Source organism: Pseudomonas granadensis (genome assembly GCF_900105485.1).
Lineage (GTDB): Bacteria > Pseudomonadota > Gammaproteobacteria > Pseudomonadales > Pseudomonadaceae > Aquipseudomonas > Aquipseudomonas granadensis.
The window spans coordinates 4,794,213-4,807,158 of record NZ_LT629778.1; the positions used below are offsets into that span (position 1 = coordinate 4,794,213).

The 12,946-nt window shown below is 61.4% G+C and carries 11 protein-coding genes; 3 read left to right on the forward strand and 8 right to left on the reverse strand.

Annotated elements, in window-relative coordinates; genetic code table 11:
- Nucleotides 1–140: 140 nt before the first annotated feature.
- The 8 genes from BLU52_RS21300 to BLU52_RS21335 all read right to left on the reverse strand — a co-directional run bounded on the left by BLU52_RS21300 (nucleotide 141) and on the right by BLU52_RS21335 (nucleotide 8,226).
- Nucleotides 141–1,151 carry a septal ring lytic transglycosylase RlpA family protein gene (locus BLU52_RS21300; RefSeq protein WP_090286611.1) on the reverse strand — a complete coding sequence of 337 codons (1,011 nt, stop codon included), beginning with the start codon at nucleotides 1,149–1,151 and terminating at the stop codon, nucleotides 141–143.
- On the reverse strand, nucleotides 1,151–2,161 hold the full coding sequence (gene mltB / locus BLU52_RS21305; protein ID WP_090286613.1) for a lytic murein transglycosylase B: 1,011 nt from the start codon (nucleotides 2,159–2,161) through the stop codon (nucleotides 1,151–1,153). Before mltB ends, BLU52_RS21300 begins: the two co-directional genes overlap by 1 nt.
- Before the next feature lie 17 nt (nucleotides 2,162–2,178).
- Complete coding sequence (gene rodA / locus BLU52_RS21310) at nucleotides 2,179–3,282, reverse strand: rod shape-determining protein RodA (protein ID WP_167359939.1); 1,104 nt, start codon at nucleotides 3,280–3,282, stop codon at nucleotides 2,179–2,181.
- Between the two features lie 31 nt (nucleotides 3,283–3,313).
- Nucleotides 3,314–5,209: a penicillin-binding protein 2 gene (mrdA, locus tag BLU52_RS21315; RefSeq protein WP_090286617.1), complete on the reverse strand. Its 1,896-nt coding sequence runs from the start codon at nucleotides 5,207–5,209 to the stop codon at nucleotides 3,314–3,316.
- Between the two features lie 10 nt (nucleotides 5,210–5,219).
- The gene (gene rlmH / locus BLU52_RS21320) at nucleotides 5,220–5,687 is read right to left on the reverse strand and encodes a 23S rRNA (pseudouridine(1915)-N(3))-methyltransferase RlmH (protein ID WP_009051038.1); all 468 of its coding nucleotides are present in this window, start codon (nucleotides 5,685–5,687) and stop codon (nucleotides 5,220–5,222) included.
- Nucleotides 5,688–5,696: 9 nt separating this feature from the next.
- Nucleotides 5,697–6,191 carry a ribosome silencing factor gene (gene rsfS, locus BLU52_RS21325; RefSeq protein WP_090286619.1) on the reverse strand — a complete coding sequence of 165 codons (495 nt, stop codon included), beginning with the start codon at nucleotides 6,189–6,191 and terminating at the stop codon, nucleotides 5,697–5,699.
- A 72-nt stretch (nucleotides 6,192–6,263) separates the two neighbouring features.
- Entirely contained in the window at nucleotides 6,264–6,986 is a 723-nt protein-coding gene (nadD, locus tag BLU52_RS21330) for a nicotinate-nucleotide adenylyltransferase (RefSeq protein WP_090286622.1), read from the reverse strand.
- A complete protein-coding gene (locus BLU52_RS21335; protein ID WP_090286624.1) occupies nucleotides 6,955–8,226 on the reverse strand; it encodes a glutamate-5-semialdehyde dehydrogenase in 1,272 nt (423 codons plus the stop codon). The genes nadD and BLU52_RS21335 overlap by 32 nt, the downstream gene beginning before the upstream one ends.
- Before the next feature lie 177 nt (nucleotides 8,227–8,403).
- Between BLU52_RS21335 and BLU52_RS21340 the strand changes: the two genes are divergently transcribed.
- From BLU52_RS21340 to BLU52_RS21350, 3 genes are all read left to right on the forward strand, one after another.
- Nucleotides 8,404–9,129: a DNA-3-methyladenine glycosylase gene (locus tag BLU52_RS21340; protein WP_090286626.1), complete on the forward strand. Its 726-nt coding sequence runs from the start codon at nucleotides 8,404–8,406 to the stop codon at nucleotides 9,127–9,129.
- A 147-nt stretch (nucleotides 9,130–9,276) separates the two neighbouring features.
- Nucleotides 9,277–10,593 carry a bifunctional DedA family/phosphatase PAP2 family protein gene (locus BLU52_RS21345; RefSeq protein WP_090286628.1) on the forward strand — a complete coding sequence of 439 codons (1,317 nt, stop codon included), beginning with the start codon at nucleotides 9,277–9,279 and terminating at the stop codon, nucleotides 10,591–10,593.
- Nucleotides 10,594–10,900: 307 nt separating this feature from the next.
- Nucleotides 10,901–12,913 carry a hypothetical protein gene (locus tag BLU52_RS21350; protein ID WP_090286630.1) on the forward strand — a complete coding sequence of 671 codons (2,013 nt, stop codon included), beginning with the start codon at nucleotides 10,901–10,903 and terminating at the stop codon, nucleotides 12,911–12,913.
- The last annotated feature ends 33 nt before the right edge of the window (nucleotides 12,914–12,946 follow it).

A 12,946-nucleotide genomic window follows, 5' to 3' on the forward strand; every position in this document is an offset into this window, starting at 1 on the left:
TGTTCAGACAGCCTTCTAACGGGCCATCGCGTGTTCAGTCGTTCACTCCAGTCACCCTTGCCGGGCTTTTGTTCTTCGACGAGCCAACAACCTGGTTCACCCCCGATACCGCAAGTGAACCGTCAATCAAGGTCTACGTTTTACTCGGTGACCACGCTGGGCGAACCCAGGTTGGCCAGGCGTACGCTGTTCTGCACCTGGGCGATTTCACCCGGCGAGCCGATCGGCCCCAGCCGTACCCGGTGCAGGGTCTGCTGATTGCGCACGATCGAGCTGATGAACACCGGAGCGCTCACCATCCCGCTGAGCTTCGACCTCAGCAGTTCGGCAGCGTCCGGGTTGGCGAACGCGCCCACCTGCAGATACTGGCCAGACGCTGTTGCAGAAGCGTTTTTTTTTGCGTCGATCTGCACCGGCACTACGGCCGCGGCGTGCTGCTGCGGCGGCGGGGTCCATTGCTCGACGGTGCCGGCCGAAGCCGTGATCACCGGAGCGCTGGTCTGCGCCACTTGCGGCTCGTTGAGCATCAGCGGCGCCGGACGGCCCTTGGCGGCCCACCATTGCTGCGGATCGATGCCTTCGACCTTGACCCGCGCGGTGCCGGTTTCGGCGTAACCGAGTTTCTTCGCCGCCGCGTAGGACAGATCGATGATGCGATCGGAATAGAACGGCCCGCGGTCGTTGACGCGCAGGATCACGGTCTTGTTATTGTCCAGATTGGTCACCCGAACGTAACTGGGCAACGGTAAGGTCTTGTGTGCGGCACTCATGCCGTACAGGTCATAGACCTCGCCGTTTGCGGTGTTCTGCCCGTGAAACTTGGTGCCGTACCAGGACGCCGTGCCGGAAGCGACATAGGTCTTGGATTCCTGCAGCGGAAAATAGGTTTTGCCCAGCACGGTGTACGGGTTGGCCTTGTACGGGCCAGTGTGCAGGGTCGGCGTCGCATCCGGGATGCGCGAGACATCGACGTCCCACCACGGCGCGCCATCTTTGTGCGCGCGGTTGATGTCCAGGCCCGGTTGGGCGCGGACAGCAGTGGACGGCGTTTTCTGCGTCGGGGTGCGGCTGGTCGTGCAACTGGCAACCAGGACTGCCAACGCAGCGAAAGCCACCAGCTTCAGGGGTTTATGATTAGGCAATGCCTGCATTACTTGACGCCCCGTGCTTGTACCAGCTGTTCAGACAGTTGATGTACGGCCATGGCGTACATCACGCTGCGGTTATAACGCGTGATTGCGTAGAAATTCTTCAGGCCCATCCAGTATTCCGGGCCGTTGTCGCCTTCGAGGCGAAATGCGGTAACCGGCATATCATCGCGCAGCGCATCATGACTTGACCAGCCCAGCGCCCGCAACTCTGCGACCGTTTTCGTCGGCTCGATACCGCTGGTCAGGCCTTCTTCGACGTGCTCACCGCCAACATCGGCGCGGCTGACCACCGGCTCGCCGGAGACCCAGCCGTGACGCTTGAAATAGCTGGCAACGCTGCCGATCGCATCGTCCGGGTTGTTCCAGATATTGATGTGGCCGTCACCGTCGAAATCCACCGCATAGGCGCGAAAGCTGCTCGGCATGAATTGCGGCAGGCCCATGGCCCCGGCATAGGAGCCTTTGAGGGTCAATGGATCGACCTGCTCTTCACGCGCCAGCAGCAAGAACTCGCGCAGTTCCTTGCGGAAAAATTCGGCACGGGGAGGATAGTCGAAACCGAGCGTCGACAACGCATCGATCACCCGGTAATTACCGGTATTACGTCCGAAAAAGGTTTCAACGCCGATGATTGACACGATGACCTGTGCCGGTACGCCGTATTCCTGCTCGGCACGCGCCAGGGTCGCCTCGTGCTGACGCCAGAAGTCGACACCGCGGGCGATGCGCGCGTCGGTGATGAACATCGGGCGGTATTCGTTCCACTGCTTGACCCGCTCGGCAGGCCTGGAAATGGCATCGAGAATCGCCTGTTTGCGCTGTGCCTCACGAAACACCGCCATCAATTGCTCACCGGCGAAACCGTAGTCGCGGGTCATTTCACCGACGAATTCGGCCACCTGCGGCGAGCCTTCGTATTCGCCGGCCAGCGCTTCCTGAACGCTGCCCAGCAGGCCCATCAGGCCAACCAGCGGCGCGCATCGAGTCGCCCAGCCACGCATGACTTGCATTGAACTGTTCACCTTATTCAAACCTGTGCGATCCACTTGCGATGGGTATGGATCGACATCAAAACCCCAAACGCTGACAGCAGTGTCACCAGCGAAGTTCCTCCGTAGCTAATGAACGGCAACGGCACCCCCACGACCGGCAACAGGCCACTGACCATACCGATGTTGACGAAAACGTAAACAAAAAAAGTCATGGTCAACGCCCCGGCGAGCAATTTGCCGAACAGGGTTTGCGCCTGAGCGGTGATCACCAGCCCGCGGCCGATCAGCAGCAGATAAATCAGCAACAGCGCGCAAATGCCGACCAGACCGAACTCTTCGCCGAGCACGGCAATGATGAAGTCGGTGTGGCTTTCCGGCAGGAAGTCCAGGTGTGACTGGGTGCCGAGCAACCAGCCTTTGCCGAAGACACCGCCGGAACCGATCGCGGCTTTCGACTGGATGATGTTCCAGCCGGTGCCCAGCGGATCGCTTTCCGGATCGAGAAAGGTCAGCACGCGCTGCTTCTGGTAGTCGTGCATGACGAAAAACCACATCGCCACCGACACCGGCACCGCCGCCGCCAGCACGCTGAGGATCCAGCGCCAGCGCAACCCGCCCATGAACAGCACGAACGCGCCGCCGGCCAGAATCAACAGCGAGGTGCCGAGGTCGGGCTGACGCACGATCAGCGCGAACGGCACGCCGATCAGCATCAGGCTGATACCGACATGCTTGAGTTGCGGCGGCAAGGTGCGCTTGGACAAATACCAGGCGATGGTCGCCGGCATGAGGATTTTCATGAATTCCGAAGGCTGGAAGCGGATCACCCCGGGGATGTTGATCCAGCGCGTCGCGCCCATGGCGTTGTGGCCCATGATGTCCACCACCAGCAGCAACACCACGCCAATGACATAACCGAGCGGCACCCAACGGGCCATGAACCGCGGTTCGAACTGGGCAATGACAATCATCGCCACCAGGCCGATGCCGAACGACGTCGCCTGTTTGCCCAGCAGATCCCAGCTCTTGCCGCTGGCCGAATACAGCACGAACAGGCTGCCGGCGGCGAGGATCAGCAGCAGAATCAGCAGCGGGCCATCAATGTGCAGTCTTTGCAGCAACGTCGCGCGGCGACGCATCACATCCTCACTCGAGAGCATGCGATCGAAATTATTCATCACGGGCCGTGGCCTCCGCAGTGATTGGGCTGGCGTACTCGGCCTTCAAATGTCCTTCCTTGTCGAGCAGCCAGGCGTCCATCACCTGACGCACCACTGGCGCGGCGACACCGGAACCGGACTCACCGTTTTCGACCATCACCGAGACGACGATTTTCGGATCCTCGGCCGGAGCAAAGCCGACGAACAAGGCGTGGTCCCGGTGGCGTTCCTGGACCTTGGAGCGGTCGTATTTCTCGCCCTGCTTGATCGCCACGACCTGGGCGGTACCCGACTTGCCGGCGATGCGGTATTGCGCACCGATCGCCGCTTTACGCGCGGTGCCGCGGGCGCCGTGCATCACTTGCTGCATGCCATGGTTGACCTTGTTCCAGTCGGACGGATCACGCAGCACGATGTTCGGCATCGGGTTGTCGTCCACTGGCTTCACCCCGTCGAGAGATTTGGCCAGGTGCGGACGGTTCCAGATGCCCTTGTTGGCCACCAATGCCGTGGCCTGGGCCAGTTGCAGCGGTGTCGATTGCATGTAGCCCTGGCCGATCCCGAGAATCAGGGTTTCGCCGGGGAACCATGCCTGTTTGCGTGTCGCCCGCTTCCATTCACGCGACGGCATCAGGCCGGGGGATTCTTCGAACATGTCCAGCGAGACCTTCTGGCCGATGCCGAACTTGTTCATGTACGCCGACAGCCGATCGATGCCGAGCTTGTGTGCCAGGTCATAGAAGTAGGTGTCGTTGGACCGCATGATCGCTGTGTCGAGGTCGACGAAGCCGTCCCCGGTGCGGTTCCAGTTGCGGTATTTATGGTCGTAGTTGGGTAGCATGTAATAGCCGGGGTCGAACACCCGACTTGAAGCCGTGACTACGCCGGCATCGAGGCCGGCAATCGCCACCGCCGGTTTGATCGTCGAGCCCGGCGGGTAGAGTCCGCGCAACACGCGGTTGAACAGCGGCCGGTCAATGGAGTCGCGCAACTCGGCGTAGGCCTTGAAGCTGATCCCGGTGACGAACAGGTTGGGGTCGAAACTCGGCTGACTGACCATCGCCAGCACTTCACCGGTCTTCGGATCGAGCGCTACCACTGCGCCACGCCGCCCGCCGAGTGCGGCTTCGGCGGCTTCCTGCAGCTTGATGTCCAGACTCAGGACAATGTCCTTGCCAGGAATCGGATCAGTGCGCTTGAGCACGCGCAATACGCGGCCCCGGGCATTGGTCTCGACTTCTTCGTAGCCGACCTGCCCGTGCAACTCCGGCTCGTAGAAACGCTCGATGCCGGTTTTGCCGATGTGGTGGGTGCCGCTGTAATTGACCGGATCGAGGCTTTTCAGCTCTTTCTCATTGATCCGCCCCATGTAGCCCACCGAATGCGCAAAATGCGCGCCCTGCGGATAGTGACGGACCAGTTGCGCGACCACCTCGACGCCCGGCAGGCGGAACTGGTTTACGGCGATGCGGGCAATCTGCTCTTCGCTCAGCTCGAACAGGATCGGCACCGGCTCGAACGGTCGGCGCCCCTGCCGCATGCGCTTCTCGAAGATCACCCGGTCCTCGGGCGTCAGTTCCAGCACTTCGACGATGACGTCGAGCACCTGCTGCCAGTCGCCGGAGCGCTCGCGGGTCATGCTCAGGCTGAAGCTTGGGCGGTTGTCCGCGACCACCACGCCGTTGCGATCGAAAATCAGCCCGCGCGTGGGCGGAATCGGCTGCACATGGACGCGGTTGTTTTCCGACAGGGTCGAGTGATATTCGTACTGGATCACCTGCAAGTAATACAGCCGCGCAATCAGCACAACGATCAGCAACATGACCGTAATGGCCCCGAATACGACGCGGCCGCGCACCAGACGGGCGTCCTTTTCGTGGTCCTTGATGCGGATCGGCTGAGACATGAGGGCAGGCTTACTTGTGGTAAGGGTGACCGGACAACACGGTCCAGGCACGATACAACTGTTCGCCGATAAGGATGCGCACCAGTGGATGCGGCAACGTCAGCGGCGACAAGGACCAGCGCTGATCGGCACGGGCGCAGACTTCCGGCGCCAGCCCCTCGGGACCACCGACCATGAAATTGACCGTGCGCGAGTCCAGCCGCCAGCGATCGAGCTCGACCGCCAGTTGCTCGGTGCTCCAGGGTTTGCCGTGGACTTCCAGCGTGACGATCCGCTCGTTCTGCCCGACCTTGGCCAGCATGGCTTCGCCTTCCTGGCGGATGAATCGGGCCACGTCGGCATTCTTGCCACGGGTATTGAGCGGTATTTCCACCAGTTCCAGCGCCAGCTCGGACGGAAGACGCTTGGCATATTCATGCCAGCCTTCTTCCACCCACTTGGGCATGCGTGAACCGACGGCGATCAGGCGCAGTCGCACAGCAATCCCTTACAGCTGGTCTTTGTTGAGCTTGGTGAAATGCTCGTGGGTGTTTTCCGGGCTGTGGTGCCTGGCGTCGGCCGCACGGCTCTGCTCGGCACCGGCCCACAGGCGTTCCAGGTCGTAGAACTGACGCGCCGAGGCCGTCATCATGTGCACGATGACCAGGTCGAGGTCGAGCAGTACCCAGTCGCTGTCGCCCTTGCCTTCTTCGCCCAGCGGCTTGGCGCCCTGCTTTTTGACCTCTTCGCGAACCTTGTCGAGCATCGCGTTGATCTGGCGGTTGGAGGTACCGGTGGCGATGATCATGTAGTCCGTGATGCTCTGCTTGTCGCGAACATCGATGACCTGAATGTCCTGGGCCTTGACGTCTTCCAGTGCGGCGACGGCAAGCTTGACCAGTTCATCGCCCTTGAGCGGTTCGTTGGTGCTGGCGACTTCCGGCAGCGGCGCGCTCTTGAACGTGCCTTTGCGCTTTACTTTCGGTAGATCTTTGTCAGTCATATAAAACTCGTTTTGCTCATGTATTCGGCGGCTTGGCGATACGGTGATTCGTATCCGTGAAGCACGCCTTGTTCAGTTCGACGCACGGTACAGACCGTGCGCATCGATGTAGGCCAGGACCGCGTCGGGCACCAGGAAACGTACCGACTTACCGCTGGCCAGCAGTTGACGGATCTGGGTGGCGGAAACCGCGAGCGGTGTCTGCCAGACGAATGCAATCTGTCCGCTCGGCCCTTTCAGGGCCAGCGGGTCGCTCACCGAACGCGCTGCCAGCAGGTTGCGTAAGGCATCCGGCGGTTCGCTGTCGGCGTCCGGGCGCTGTAGCACCAGGATGTGGCAATGCTGGAGCAACTCTTCCCAGCGGTGCCAAGTGGGCAGGCCGCAAAATGCGTCCCAGCCCAAAAGCAGAAAAACCTGGGTCTCGGCGGGCATTTCGGCACGCAGCGACTCCAGGGTATCGATGGTCCATGACGGCTTGTCCCGCTGCAATTCGCGGGCGTCCACCATCAGCGGCGGCAAACCGGCCACCGCACACTCGACCATGGCCAGCCGATCCTGCGCCGACACCTGCGGCGTACCGCGATGCGGCGGACGCGCGCTGGGCAGCATGCGCAGCTCATCGAGCGCCAGCGCCTCGGCGACTTCCAGCCCGCCGCGCAAATGGCCGATGTGCACCGGGTCGAACGTACCGCCCAAAACGCCGATGCGTCGTGGGCACGACTCGCTGCCGGTGTGCGGCGCTGTCAGGTCGAGGTCGGTCAAGTCAGACCGTCGCCTGGCCGCGCAACTGGCCATCACCGACCACGATGTACTTCTCGCAGGTCAGCCCTTCGAGGCCCACCGGGCCGCGGGCGTGCAGCTTATCAGTAGAAATGCCGATCTCGGCACCCAATCCGTATTCAAATCCATCGGCGAAGCAGGTCGGCGTGTTGATCATCACCGAGGCCGAGTCGACTTCCGCCACGAAACGCCGGGTGTCGGCGAGGCTTTCGCTGACGATCGAGTCGGTGTGGTGGGAGCCGTAATGATTGATGTGTTCGATGGCCTGATCCAGCCCGTCGACCACGCGGATCGACAGAATCGGCGCCAGATACTCGCTGCTCCAGTCGTCCTCGGTGGCCGCGACGGCCTCGATGATCGCTCGGGTGCGCTCGCAGCCACGCAGCTCGACGCCTTTTTCGCGGAACTGCGCGGCCATTGCCGGCAGGAAAGCCTGCGCAACGGCCTGGTCGACCAGCAACGTTTCCATCGCCCCGCAGATGCCATAACGATAAGTCTTGGCGTTGAAGGCAATGCGCTGGGCCTTGCCCAGATCGGCGTGCTCGCTGACATAAACGTGGCAGATGCCGTCCAGATGCTTGATCACCGGTACGCGGGCATCACGGCTGATGCGCTCGATCAGGCCACGGCCACCGCGCGGCACGATCACATCGACGTACTCGGGCATGCTGATCATCGCGCCGACGGCGGCGCGGTCGGTGGTTTCTACCACTTGCACCACGGCGGCGGGTAGCTCGGCCTCGGCCAGACCACGTTGAATGCACGCAGCAATCGCCCGGTTGGAATGAATCGCTTCGGAGCCGCCGCGCAGGATCGTCGCGTTGCCGGACTTCAGGCACAGGCTGGCGGCGTCGATGGTCACGTTGGGCCGGGATTCGTAGATGATCCCGATCACACCCAGCGGCACGCGCATCTTGCCGACCTGAATCCCCGACGGGCGGTAGCTCATGTCGCGGATCGCGCCGACCGGATCCGGCAGCGCAGCGACCTGGCGCAAACCGACAATCATGCCGTCGATGCGTGCCGGGGTCAGTTCCAGACGTTCCAGCAACGCAGGCTCCAGGCCATTGGCGCGGCCGGCGGCCAAATCCTGTTCATTGGCTGCCGCCAGCTCGGCACGCGCGGCGTCCAGAGCATTGGCGGTTGCCAGCAGCGCGCGGTTTTTCTGCGCGGTGCTGGCACGGCCGATGACCCGGGAAGCGCTGCGGGCGGCGCGACCCAATCGGGTCATGTAGTCAAGAACGGACTCAGTCATGGTCTGCTGGGGTCTTGGCAAAGAGGAAAGCGGCAGATTATAGCTGTCACGCCCCCCGACTAACAGCGGTGACAGGCGGATGGTCAAAATGAGCTGGGAATGGCCGTCGTTCAGACGTAATTAAGCTCGGCGTTGTTATCATCACGGCCTCTTGAGCCTGGATCAACCTTGCCCATCATGACCAACGAGCCCCAACACTCTCAGCCCACGCGCCTGCCCGTGGGCCTGCCGGACAGTTTTTTCGAGCGTGACGCCCAGGTACTGGCGCAGGATCTGCTCGGCAAAGTCATCCGTCATCGCGTCGGCGATTTGTGGCTGAGCGCGCGGATCATCGAAACCGAAGCCTATTACTGCGCTGAAAAAGGCAGCCATGCCTCACTCGGTTACACGGAAAAGCGTAAGGCTTTGTTTCTGGATGGCGGGCATATCTATATGTACTACGCCCGTGGCGGCGATTCGCTGAACTTCAGCGCGCAGGGTCCGGGCAATGCCGTGCTGATCAAATCGGCCTATCCGTGGATCGATGAAATCAGCGGTCCGGCGAGCATGGCGCAAATGCTCCTGAACAACCCCGACGCTCAGGGTCGCGCGCGCCCTGCGAACAAACTCTGCGCCGGCCAGACATTGCTGTGCAAGGCACTCGGGCTGAAAGTACCGATGTGGGACGCCAAGCGTTTCGATCATGAACTGTTATTGGTGGAAGACACCGGCCCCGCGCCCTCACACATTATTCAAACGACTCGCCTGGGCATTCCGCTCGGACGGGACGAGCACCTGATGTATCGCTTCGTCGATGCAGCCTACGCACAATGGTGCACGCGGAACCCGCTGCGCCGGGGCCAGGTCGAAGGCCGGGACTATTTTCTGCTGCCTGGAGCCAGCGTCGATTGCGCGATTAAATGATATCCACCTGTGGGAGCGAGCCTGCTGGCGAAGAGGTCTACCGGACGATTTTAATCGTCTGGCACACCGCATTCGCGAACAGGCTCGCTCCCACAGGTGGCCGGTAATCCCTGAATATCAATCGCAGTTTTGATGGAGTTTTTCTGTATGGGCCCATGGCTCGATAGCGTGACCGGTTGGCTGGCGGCCAATCCACAGTGGCTGGCGGCTGCGGTGTTCGTTGTGGCGCTGGTGGAATGCCTGGCGATCGCCGGTCTGATCGTACCGGGCACCGTGCTGCTGTTCGCGGTTGCGGTGCTGGCTGGCAGCGGCGCGCTGTCGTTGAGCGAAACCCTGCTCCTGGGCTTTCTTGGCGGCATTCTCGGCGATCTGATTTCGTATTTTCTCGGCCGGCATTTTCATCAGAACATCCGTCGCTTGCCGGGGCTGCGCAGTCATCCGGAGTGGATGGCAGGGGCCGAATCGTATTTCCAGCGTTACGGCATCGCCAGCCTGCTGGTCGGTCGTTTTATCGGCCCGCTACGCCCCATGCTGCCGATGGTGGCGGGCATGTGCGACATGCCGTTCCCGCGCTTTATCGCCGTTAGCCTGCTCGCTGCGGCTGGCTGGAGCCTCGCCTATCTGCTCCCGGGTTGGGCCACCGGCGCGGCGTTCCGCCTGCCGTTGCCTGAAGGTTTCTGGCTCGAGGCCGGAATTGTCGCCGCCAGCATCGCGGTGATGGTCGGCCTGAGCGTCAACAGCAGCGTGCGTCGCCATCGTCGCGCGACGATCTGGATCGGCGGCATGAGCCTGTTGATCCTGATCGGCCTGTTCATCGGCTACCCATACCTGACGGCGCTCGACAACGGAGTGATGACGCTGGTGCAGGAACATCGCCAGCCAGCGCTGGACGAAATTGCCGTGACGCTGACGCTGATCGGCGAATTCCGCAACATGCTGCTGTTCAGCGCCCTGCTGGTCGTGCTGTTGCTGTTGTGCAAGCAGTGGCGCCAGGCGATGTTCGCCGGTGCGACCATGCTCATCACTGCAATGGCCAATACCGGGACCAAATACTTCTTCGCCCGAGTGCGCCCCGAAGTACTCAGTGATCCATTGACCACCTACAGCATGCCCAGCGGCCATGCTTCTGGCGCGTTTGCCTTGTTCCTGACACTGGGCGTGCTGGCCGGTCGCGGCCAGCCGCCACGCATGCGCCTGACCTGGCTGCTGATCGCTTGCATCCCGGCGCTCTCTATCGCCTTGTCGCGGGTCTATCTGGGGGCGCACTGGCCGACCGACATTCTTGCCGGCGCCATGCTCGCCAGTTGCGTTTGCGCCGCAATGCTATGGCTGAGCCAGCGTCAGACTTCCCTCAACCCAGTGCCGTTCAAGATCTGGTGGCTGATCCTGCCATCGATGATTGCCTTGTTCGGATTCTTCGTACTGCGCCATCTTCCGCATACGCTGCTGCGTTACGCTTATTGATTGAAACTGCACAAGGGGTTATTTCCTCGCGCTGCTATTTTCGGAAAGTTCCGACAATAGCAGCGCTATTAACTGCTACATAAACATCCGTTACGAGTAAGTTTTCTCACAAGCTTATATCAACTTTCGCACTTATAGACTCAATAAAAAACCGGGTTACACAATCAGTTCTCCAACAGCTCGATAAACAATTCCACGCTGTGCAAAAACCATTAGATTGACTCTTCAGTTCAATAACTTTCGATACTCAAAACACGCACTGGCTGAAACAGTGGGTGTTTTGTTTATCTATTGATAAGAGTCATTCATGAGTCCGAAAATACCGCGCAAACCAACGCTCGCCAACCGTCCACCCGAGCCGCCGTCCTTTACGCCAGCGCTCACCTCCGGACTGCCTGCAACATGGCGCCTGCCCGGTTTGGTCGACCCCTTCGGCACGACGCGAAATGTCGATGCACGCGCCGATATCGAACCCTCCCCGGCCATCACCATCACTGCCCTGCCGACGATAAATCCAGCGCGGCGTCAGGTCGGCGCGGCCGATCAATACTGGTTGCCACAGGACTTTCTACGCGGCATGCCAGCGGCCGATGAAGACGGTTTTCGCTGGATCGTCGGCCGGCGGTTCGTCGACGTCGAACACGTCGGCGGCGTCGAAACCACCCATGTCGGCCTCGATGACGACGGCGTCTGGCGCAGCAAACGGCTGACCGAGCGCAAACCCTCCGGCCCCAGGCTGTACAAAAATGCTGGCCGTTCGACCTGGCGCCTGAGCGAACAGCCCGGCGAGGTCGCCGCAGTCGGCGCCGAAGGATCGGCACTCGACCCGACGGCGCAGAAACGCCCCGCCATGCCCGGTACCGAGGCCAGTGTCGCCAGGCAATCGCGACCGACGCCGACTCCCACGCACATCAATCAGATCCTTTACCGGCGAACGATGCGCTCGCCGGACGCTCAGGGTTATCACGAGTTCATACCGTTCTCGAGCAGTCACTCCGTCGACGCTCAGTTCGCTTTCCTGGACAGATACGGCAACCCTGTTCGCGTCACCCCGCCAGCGACAGGCTTCGGCGCAGAACCTGCGCACCTCAAGTCCTGGACCGATCACGAGATCTGGTTGTTATACGGAATCGAAGGGCCGGATATCACACGATTGCGCACCGAAGCCCAATCCAGCGGCAAGCCACCGGACTGGGTCGAAGCCCGGGAGACGGGTAATCCGCACAACGATCTGCTGAACAATGCGCTGCGATGGCTGCATCCAGGCATGACCCGCGCGCAAAGCGAAACCTTTCTGCAGTCCTACAACTTGCTGCCGAGCCAACTGACACGCTTGCGTCACGAACTCAAAACCACCCTGGCAATGCCGCCATGGGCCGAGGCTCACAAGCGCTTGACCGAGGATGTCAGCAATCCGCAGCGTCTCGAGCAATTGAGCCGCGATGCCGTCACTGAACTCAACCTCAAGCGCGACGCCCGGCACGACTGGTACGCCCCGCAAAGCAGCCTGACCAACGAGGTCCGTGAAGCCCTGCTGAGCAAGCTCGGCTACCAGCGCAACAAGAACAACTGCCTGTACCGCACCGACATCCCGGCGCTGTTTCGCGGCGATGAACGCACACCTTTCGAATTGGCCAACGACCGCACCCTGTTACCGCGTTATCACCACGAACCGGGGGCGACAACGCACAAGCCGTTGAGCGCGACATTCAGCCTCAACGAGGGCCAGATGTACGCAAGGAGCCCCGACCCGGAATATCTGCGTTACGAGCGCCAGACCAACAAATATCCGGGCCGCGACGCCGGTGAGTCGTCCTCGGACAGCGATGCCAGTGACAGTGAAAGCGCGTCTTCCTCCGACTGGTCCGACCCGGCCAGCCCGATCCCATGGGACAACGATCGCCATTACCGCAGCAGCCGAGCAAAACAACAGGAGATGTTTCTCTACATCCTCGACACGCGCGGTCTGGAAGTGGTCCCGCATGAAGAAAACATGCTGTTCAACTCGGTGGCCCGTGATACGCCGCCGACCTGGTTCCCCTCCGATGACTTCGAAGGGCTGATTTCGGTTACCCGCAGCGGACTGCCGGCCGAGCGCATCTGGCTGCTCAATTCTACGCAGACCAAAGCTGCCCGAATCGATGACATCGCCGTGCAGGCCGGCGACCGCGCCGAACTGATCGAAGCCGCCACCCGCGCCGGCCATGCCAACGCCTGGGAATACGACCGTTTGATCGACAGTGTCGAAGCGGCAGCCAAACCGATCGTCAGCCTTTCCGGCAACCGCAACGAGTTCGCCTACGACATTACCTGGCCGTGAGTACGCAACGGCCTGCACTGAAGCACCCGGCAT

Bases quoted from the DNA above. Each gene is read 5' to 3' on its own strand.
- rodA (WP_167359939.1), bottom strand. From the start codon at position 3,282: ATGCGTCGCCGCGCGACGTTGCTGCAAAGACTGCACATTGATGGCCCG.
- BLU52_RS21340 (WP_090286626.1), top strand. From the start codon at position 8,404: ATGACCAACGAGCCCCAACACTCTCAGCCCACGCGCCTGCCCGTGGGC.
- BLU52_RS21335 (WP_090286624.1), bottom strand. From the start codon at position 8,226: ATGACTGAGTCCGTTCTTGACTACATGACCCGATTGGGTCGCGCCGCC.
- BLU52_RS21345 (WP_090286628.1), top strand. From the start codon at position 9,277: ATGGGCCCATGGCTCGATAGCGTGACCGGTTGGCTGGCGGCCAATCCA.
- BLU52_RS21300 (WP_090286611.1), bottom strand. From the start codon at position 1,151: ATGCAGGCATTGCCTAATCATAAACCCCTGAAGCTGGTGGCTTTCGCT.
- mltB (WP_090286613.1), bottom strand. From the start codon at position 2,161: ATGCAAGTCATGCGTGGCTGGGCGACTCGATGCGCGCCGCTGGTTGGC.
- mrdA (WP_090286617.1), bottom strand. From the start codon at position 5,209: ATGTCTCAGCCGATCCGCATCAAGGACCACGAAAAGGACGCCCGTCTG.
- nadD (WP_090286622.1), bottom strand. From the start codon at position 6,986: ATGGCCAGTTGCGCGGCCAGGCGACGGTCTGACTTGACCGACCTCGAC.
- rsfS (WP_090286619.1), bottom strand. From the start codon at position 6,191: ATGACTGACAAAGATCTACCGAAAGTAAAGCGCAAAGGCACGTTCAAG.
- BLU52_RS21350 (WP_090286630.1), top strand. From the start codon at position 10,901: ATGAGTCCGAAAATACCGCGCAAACCAACGCTCGCCAACCGTCCACCC.